The sequence below is a fragment of the Ramlibacter sp. genome (genome assembly GCF_029866045.1).
Lineage (GTDB): Bacteria > Pseudomonadota > Gammaproteobacteria > Burkholderiales > Burkholderiaceae_C > Ramlibacter.
Window position 1 is genome coordinate 1 of the sequence record NZ_JARXAB010000062.1, and the last position, 7,687, is coordinate 7,687.

The following is a 7,687-nucleotide window of genomic DNA, read 5'->3' on the forward strand; positions in this document are numbered from 1 at the left end:
GTTGAGCTCCGTCATCGTCCCCACCGTGGAGCGCGAAGAGCGCACCGGGTTGGTCTGGTCGATCGCGATCGCGGGTGGCACCCCGTCGACCCGGTCGACCGCCGGCTTGTCCATGCGGTCCAGGAACTGGCGGGCATAGGCGGAGAAGGTCTCGACGTAACGGCGCTGGCCCTCGGCGTAGAGCGTGTCAAACACCAGGCTGGACTTGCCCGAGCCGCTGGGGCCGGTGACCACGGTGAGCTCGCCCGTACGCAGGTCGAGGTCGAGGTTCTTGAGGTTGTGCTGCCTCGCGCCGCGGATGCGGATCAATCCCTGGGTCATACAGCCGGTCTTTCTCTGTGGGGCCCAGGCATTCTAGGGACCGGCCCGGGCCGAGTGCGGCGCGGGGGATATACCGGCCCAAGCGGCTCCGCACGGAAGTCGAAGGGGCCCTCACGATCACCCCAACAAAAAAATCGCAGGCACAAAAAAACCGGCAAGCGCAAGGCTTGCCGGTTTGCAGATCGAACCTGACCGGCGAACCGGTCAGGTCAAACAAGATCAGGAGGACTTCAGGTTCGGGTAGCGAACGTGTTCCACGAGATCCTGGATCTTCTGGCTGGGTGCAGGGGTCACGAGGCTCACCAAGATGATCACGGCAAAGCCCAGAGGCACACCGAACACACCGGCGGAGATCGGCGCAATGCCGTACCAGAGGTCGATCGGCGAGGTCACGCCGAAGATGCCGCGCAGCCAGACCTGGTTCATGACCATGTAGTAGGCGGTAACGCCCAGGCCGGCAATCATGCCCAGGCAGGCGCCGGCGCCGGTGGCGCGCTTCCAGAAGATGCCCAGAACTAGAGCCGGGAAGAACGAGGCCGCTGCGAACGAGAAGGCCGCCGACACCAGGAACAGAATGTCCGCTGGTTTCTGCGCCGCCACGTAGGCTGCTGCCAAGGCCACCACCAGCAAGAGGACCTTCGAGATGGTCACGCGGCGAGCCGTGGACGCATTCGGGTCGATCATCTTGTAGTACAGGTCGTGCGACAGCGCGTTGGCGATCGTCAGCAGCAGGCCGTCTGCAGTCGACAGCGCCGCAGCCAAGCCACCTGCTGCCACCAGGCCGGAAATCACATAGGGCAAGCCACCGATTTCAGGCGTGGCCAGCACGATGATGTCACCGCCGATGCTCATTTCATTGAGCTGGAAGATGCCGTCCTTGTTGATGTCAACGATGCTCAGCAATGAGGCATCGACCTTGGCCCACGCCGCAATCCAAGCGGGTAGCTTGTCAAACGGCGTCCCGACCAACACGTTGAACACCTCAAACTTGACCAGCACAGCCAGGGCGGGTGCGGTGAAGTACAGCAAGAAGATGAAGAACAGCGACCAGGTCACCGACTCACGGGCTTCTTTCACGCTGGGCGTGGTGTAGTAGCGCATCAGAATGTGCGGCAGGGCAGCGGTTCCGACCATCAGGCAGAAGATCAGCGCCAGGAAGTTACGACGCGATGTGTCGTAGGTTTCCTGTGCCTTGGCATCGCCCTTCGGGTCACCCGCAAACTGCTGCGCATGCGCAGGCATGCCATTGAGCGGGCGGGACTTGGTATCCGCGCCCGCCTTAGCAGCAGTCCAAGCCTTCTTGGCTGCATCCGCGTCCTTGGGCAAAGCGGCGAGCGCCTTTTCGGCGGCTGCCAGATCTGCGGCGGGTGCGGAGGCTGCCTTGAGCTCTTCGACCTTCTTGGTCGCGGCTTCCTTGTCGGCAGCCAGAGCGGCAGCAGGGTCCTTCAGCTTCTCAGCCAGGGCGGCGGAACGCTGCGCGTAGATGTCGCGCACTTCCTTTTCCTTGGGATCGTCGGTCAGGCGCTTCTCGGCAGCCGTGACTTTCTCCAGCTGGTAGCCGTAGATGGCTTGCGGGATCGGCACGCCAGTTTGCTTCACCGACAGCCAGACCACCGGGATCATGTAGGCCACGATCAGCACGATGTACTGGGCCACCTGGGTCCAGGTCACCGCGCGCATGCCACCCAGGAAGGAGCAGACCAGAATGCCGCCCAGACCCAAGAAGATGCCCAGCTCAAAGGCCACGCCGGTTAGGCGCGATGTGATCAGGCCCACGCCGTAGATCTGCGCCACCACGTACACGAAGGAGCACAGGATGGCGGCGATGATGCCCAGCAGGCGCGGTAGGTTACCGCCGTAGCGCTCGCCCAGAAAGTCCGGAATCGTGAACTGGCCAAACTTGCGCAGGTAGGGCGCGAGGAACAGCGCCACCAGGCAGTAGCCACCGGTCCAGCCCATGATGAAGGCCAGGCCCGAGTAGCCAGTGAGGTAGAGCGTTCCGGCCATACCGATGAACGAGGCGGCCGACATCCAGTCAGCGCCGGTGGCCATGCCGTTGTAGACGGCGGGCACGCGACGGCCAGCCACGTAGTACTCGGCCGCATCGCTGGTACGGCTCATGAAGCCGATGCCTGCGTACAGGCCGATGGTGGCCAGCAGGAAGATGTAGCCGATCCAGGCACGCGACAGACCCATCTGCTCGAGAATCGCCAAAGCGACCACGAAGGCGATGAAGCCACCGATGTACCAGGTGTAGACCTTGTTCAGGTTCTGCTTGAAGGCTTTATTGGATGCGGCGGTGTTTTCGCCGCCAGCATCATCACCAAACATTCCAGCCATGTCTTATTCCTCCTCGGCGACGCCGTGCTCGATGTCCAGCTTGCCCATGTGACGGGCATAGAACCAGATGATCAAGCAATACACGATCAACGAACCTTGGGCGCCCATCCAGAAACTGAATGGCCAGCCAAAGAAGTTGAAGCTCAGGTCGCGTGCGAAATAGCTCACGACAAAGGTCACCACAAACCAGATTGCAAGCAATACGGCGGTGATGTTCAGGTTTTTCTGCCAGTACTGGCGGTGATTGTCTGAAACTTCCATGGTCTCCTACCTCTATCTCATCGCCCGGGCGGGCGGATCGCGACCCCTCACGGTTCCCCGCAAGACTGCCACCGGTCACGGCTGAAAATCCGCCTGGCCTAAGTCCGAAGCGGCTGGCTGCCCGGTGCGTCAGGCGGACGGCGCAGGGCGCAGTCCGGTCTCACGCTCCAGCTGGGCGGCCACCTTTGGCTCGAATCCTTTCAAGTGGCGAATGATCTTCGCCGCCTCGTCGGGCTCGTGCCGATCGACATGAACCCGGGCCAGCTGGTACCAGCCGTAGGGGCTCATGGGTTGCAGTTCTGTGTTCTTCCGCAGGGCGTCCACTGCCTCGTCGAACCGGCGCAGCCGGATCAGGACAAGGCCCAGGCCGTACCAGGCCCGGTCGAGCGCAGGCGACAAACGCGTCGCCTCGCGGAATGCGGCCAACGCGTCTTCGAGATCGCTGGCCTTTTCAAGCATGAAGCCCAGATTGAACCAGGCGCTGGCCTGATCGGGCGTGAGTCGGGTGAGTTCGCGCTGGAGGGCAATCGCGTTCGCAGGACGGCCGAGCTGATCCTCGGCCTGCGCGCGGCTCGCCAATGCGTAAGCGTTGCGCGGGTCGATCTCGCTCATCGACTCAAACTGTCGCAGGGCATCCTCGCGCCGCCCGAGCAGCAGCGCCAGGCGGGCACTGGTCTTGAGCCAAAGCAGATGGGCCAGACGGATCAGCGGCATTGGTCGATTCCAATCTCGACACAAATCTGGATGCGCCAGAGGGTCGCAAGCACCCAGGTGAACCCGAGCAGGCAAAAAGCGACGAGCGGCACATGCCTATCCAGCACGGCGCGGGGTGCAATGCGACGCGCAGACCAGACGAAGGGACGAGCCATGATGTCCAGAATTTGGTAAAACAAATTTTGTTCGCGCTTCTGGCCGGCCAACAGGCCCAGCACCCAACGGCCCAGGAGGGCCATCAGGGCAATTTCCGCCACAAGCTTGACAATGACCAAAGCAGTCAACATGTTCCTATCAGGGTGAGCGACGAGACTGTCGAAATTTCAACTTACCCGGCTCTTACACAGGGTAGGCGCGGACCGGAGACCGAGGGTTAACACCGACCTCCCTGAGCCAGACATCGACTTTCACCATGACCACCCCATCCACGACGATGCTCGGGCATTACCGCACCCTGCTGCAGCGGTGGCCGCCGTTCATGGACATGCCGGCAAACGAGATCGATTGGCTGCTGGCCCGGGCTGAGCAGCGCTACCTCGAGCCAGGAGAGGTTCTGCTCTCACCCGCTCAGGGCGCGGTGCACACTTTATTCCTCATTCGACAGGGCACGGTGCGCAGCGAGCAGGGACCCGAGGGTCAGACCCGGGGCTTTGCCTACGTGGCAGGCGAAATGCTGCCGGTTGCTGCGGCCCTGTCGAGGCGCTCGGTCACGTCCACCTACGCGGCAGTCGATGATGTGTTCGTGCTGGCGCTCCCGATGGCCGAGGTCGAGGCTCTGGCGCAACGCAGCCCCCTGTTCTCCGACTTCCTGAACCAGCGGGTGTCGGCGCTGCTCGAAAAGTCGCGCCAGGCCCTGCGGCAGGACTACAGCAGCCGGGTCCTGGCACAGCAGACCATGGAAACACCCCTGTCGCGGCTGGCGGCGCAGACCCCTGCACACTGCCTGCCGGAGACACCTCTACGGCAGGCCCTTGAGACCCTGCACTCCCGGCACATCGGCTCGATGCTCGTGGTCGACGCGGCAGGCACTCTCCAAGGGATCCTCACCCGCCATGACCTGCTGGGGCTGGTACTGAGCCCCAACTTCGATCTGGCCACACCGATCGCGGAGGTGATGCAGTCACCCGTGCGAAGCCTGACCGATCAGCACACCGCCCAGGACGCCGCACTCGTCATGAGTGAGCATGCGATTCGACATGTGCCCGTCACCCAGAGCGGTCGGGTGGTCGGCATGGTGTCGGAGCGCGATCTGTTCGCACTTCAGCGGGCCAGCCTGCAAGGGGTCAGTGCGCGCATCCACCGCGCCCAGGATCTGGACACACTCGTCGGCGCGGCGGCCGACATTCGCGAGTTAGCGCGCAGCCTTCTGGTGCAGGGCGTCCAGGCCCGCCAAATCACAGAGCTGATCAGCCATCTGAACGACCTGCTCACCCGCCAGCTGCTGACCCTCCAGGCACAAGCCAATGGCGTGGAACTCCAGCGCCTGTGCTGGCTCGCCCTGGGCTCGGAAGGGCGGGCCGAGCAGACCATTGCCACCGACCAGGACAATGCGCTCCTGCTGCCTGATGACACCTCGGATGCCGAGCTTGAGCGCCTGCGCACCTGGGCAATGGGCGTTAACCAGGCGCTCGACGCCTGCGGCTACCCCTTGTGCAAGGGCGGCATCATGGCGGGCCAGCCGGCGTGCTGCCTGCGAGCGTCCGAATGGCGGGCGCGCTTTTCACACTGGATTGACCACGGCAACCCGGAGGACCTGCTGCACGCCAGCATCTTTTTCGATTTCCGTGCGATTGCCGGCGATATTTCACTGGCAGAGCCCCTGTCCCAGCATGTCCGCCAACGGATTGGTGAAACGCCACGCTTCCTGCATCAGATGGCAATCAATGCGCTGGCCCACCGCTCTCCCCTGAACTGGCTTGGCAACGTCGAACTCGATGATCTGGGTTGCGTAGACCTCAAGCTGCAGGGCGCAGCACTGTTTGTCGACGCTGCGCGTATTCTGGGCCTGGCCCAGGGCGTAGCGGGCACATCCACCCGCGAACGCCTGCTGCGAACCGGCGAAGCCCTGGGTCTGAAACCGCAAGAGTACGAAAGCTGGGTCGGCGCCTTCGAGTTTGTGCAGAGTCTCAGACTGCGACTCCAGCTAGAGCCCGATGTCGCGCGCTCGGAGCACCCCAATCGCCTGCCGCTCAGGGACCTCAGCGACATCGACCGCCGCATCCTGGCGACCAGCCTGCGCGAGGCGCGCCGCCTTCAGCAGCGGCTTGAGCTGGACTACGCGCGATGAGGGCATGGTTGGACCGCTGGTGGTCAGGCTGTGGACCCCACGCGGAGAGCGAACGCTGGCTGGTACTGGACATCGAGACCACCGGCCTCGATGCGCAAAACGATCAGATGCTCGCGATCGCAGCGATGGCCGTACGCGTGGACTGGCGGGCGCGGCGTATCGCGCTGCAACCCGGCGACAGCCTGGCAGTCAACCTGCGACCGACACGGGTGTCGGACAAGGCCAACATCCTGGTGCATGGCATTGGCGTTGGTGCCCAGCGCCAGGGCCTGGACCCCGCCGGGGCCATGCAGGCCTTCGAGCAATGGGCCCAGGGCGCGCATTTGGTCGCCTTCCATGCCAGCTTCGACCGCGCACTGCTCCAGCGCTACGCGCGGGAGCACCTCGGGCGGCCGCTGAAACATGAGTGGCTCGACATCGCACACCTGTGCCGCGTGTCCCACCCTCAGGTCAAGGCCCGGGCGCTGGATGACTGGCTCGCGCACTTCAACATTGCTTGCGTGGCACGTCACGAGGCCAATGCCGACGTGATGGCCGAATGCGACCTGCTGCAGCGCATTTGGCCGCAGGTGGCGCGCGAGTGCGGCTCTTGGCGGGCGGTGCTGCGCTATGCGGGCCGTCAGGCCTGGCTGGGGCCGCGCTGACCGGTCTTTGGTCTGCGCCACGGGTGGCCCCTAGCCCTCGGGCTGCGACCGCACCACGATCCGCTGCCAAACGGCGAGGCGGGCCTGCGAATCCATCTTGCCCCAGTCAGCGATTTCGACAAGCGTCCGCAAACAGCCCGCACAGATACCGTGGGTCGGATCCATCTGGCAGACAGAAACACAGGGGGAAGGTACCGGCCCGGAGGAAAAAAGCGCCCTGCGCGCCTGCGCGTGCAAGATCTGGCGAGCCGAGGCGTCGGTCAGGGCGTTGGGTGGCATAGCTCGCATTGTCGAGGTTCGCTAGCGGCGTCGGCGCTCAGGCCGGCACCTGGGCCACGTCGGCCACTGGCGCGCCGCTGGTCAGCCCGGGCAAGTCCTGCGGGCGCAGGCGAAAAACGCCGTTGGGGTGCCCTGCGGCGGCCCAGATCTCCTCGAACCGGAACAGGTCACGGTCGATCAGCGTCACAGGCGGCTGCAGGTGGCCCAGAGGCGAGACACCGCCGATCGCAAACCCGGTGCGGGCGCGGACGAAGTCGGCGTCAGCACGGCCGGTCTTACCCACCAGGGCATCTACCTTCTTCTCGTCGACACGCCGGTCACCGGAGGTGATGACCAGCACCGCGGAATCGTCGGACTTGCGCCGAAAGATGATGCTCTTGGCGATCTGCCCGAGGGCGACACCCAGGCCATCGGCGGCCTGCTGCGCGGTGCGCGCAGCGTCACCGAGCATGACTGGCATGTGGGGGTGACCCAAGGCCTCGAGCGCACGCGCGACCCGTTGGACGCCATCGGGCAAGGATTGGAGCTCGGCGCCGCACATGATGGCCTGTGCCCTCAAGCGGCCCGCTTGTTAAGAATAGCGGTAGCCGCGCGCGACTGCGGCTGCCGCCCGAGAACTCCGCTGATGAACGCACCCGCGTCCACCAGCTCGTTCAGGTCAATGCCGGTCTCGATGCCCAGCCCCTGAAGCATGAAGACCACGTCCTCGGTGGCGACGTTGCCGGTCGCGCCCTTGGCGTAGGGGCAGCCCCCGAGGCCGGCGACCGAGGTGTCGAACTGCCAGACACCCATCTGAAGCGAGGCCAGCGTGTTGGCCAGGGCCTGTCCGTAGGTGTCATGG

General features: G+C 64.4%; 9 protein-coding genes and 1 pseudogene. 2 read left to right on the plus strand and 8 right to left on the minus strand.

Translation table 11 applies throughout. The features are described from left to right. The 5 genes from QE494_RS07430 to QE494_RS07450 all read right to left on the minus strand — a co-directional run. Positions 1–321 (minus strand): ATP-binding cassette domain-containing protein (locus tag QE494_RS07430; protein ID WP_300042289.1); only part of this gene is annotated, 321 nt, incomplete at its 3' end. 219 nt (positions 322–540) lie between these two features. Continuing rightward, entirely contained in the window at positions 541–2,661 is a 2,121-nt protein-coding gene (locus QE494_RS07435) for a sodium:solute symporter family protein (RefSeq protein ID WP_300042290.1), read from the minus strand. A gap of 3 nt (positions 2,662–2,664) precedes the next feature. Further along, positions 2,665–2,922 (minus strand): DUF4212 domain-containing protein, encoded by a 258-nt coding sequence (locus QE494_RS07440; RefSeq protein WP_300042291.1) that lies wholly within the window; start codon positions 2,920–2,922, stop codon positions 2,665–2,667. 129 nt (positions 2,923–3,051) lie between these two features. Beyond that, on the minus strand, positions 3,052–3,636 hold the full coding sequence (locus QE494_RS07445) for a tetratricopeptide repeat protein (RefSeq protein ID WP_300042292.1): 585 nt from the start codon (positions 3,634–3,636) through the stop codon (positions 3,052–3,054). Further along, positions 3,627–3,923, minus strand: a complete 297-nt coding sequence (locus QE494_RS07450; protein WP_300042293.1) for a hypothetical protein — start codon at positions 3,921–3,923, stop codon at positions 3,627–3,629. Before QE494_RS07450 ends, QE494_RS07445 begins: the two co-directional genes overlap by 10 nt. 125 nt (positions 3,924–4,048) lie before the next feature. Here QE494_RS07450 and QE494_RS07455 point away from each other — a divergent pair, with 125 nt between their 5' ends. Then, a complete protein-coding gene (locus QE494_RS07455; protein WP_300042294.1) occupies positions 4,049–5,923 on the plus strand; it encodes a DUF294 nucleotidyltransferase-like domain-containing protein in 1,875 nt (624 codons plus the stop codon). Continuing rightward, positions 5,920–6,567, plus strand: coding sequence for a PolC-type DNA polymerase III (locus QE494_RS07460; RefSeq protein ID WP_300042295.1), 648 nt, complete (start codon positions 5,920–5,922; stop codon positions 6,565–6,567). Before QE494_RS07455 ends, QE494_RS07460 begins: the two co-directional genes overlap by 4 nt. A gap of 30 nt (positions 6,568–6,597) precedes the next feature. Here the strand turns inward: QE494_RS07460 and QE494_RS07465 are convergent, their stop codons facing one another. The 3 genes and pseudogenes from QE494_RS07465 to QE494_RS07475 form a co-directional block, all read right to left on the minus strand. Next, entirely contained in the window at positions 6,598–6,855 is a 258-nt protein-coding gene (locus QE494_RS07465) for a DUF1289 domain-containing protein (RefSeq protein ID WP_336619429.1), read from the minus strand. A gap of 28 nt (positions 6,856–6,883) precedes the next feature. Next, positions 6,884–7,387, minus strand: a complete 504-nt coding sequence (locus QE494_RS07470; RefSeq protein WP_300042297.1) for a YbaK/EbsC family protein — start codon at positions 7,385–7,387, stop codon at positions 6,884–6,886. A gap of 14 nt (positions 7,388–7,401) precedes the next feature. Next, a pseudogene (locus QE494_RS07475) lies at positions 7,402–7,687 on the minus strand (hydroxymethylglutaryl-CoA lyase); the annotation flags it as partial.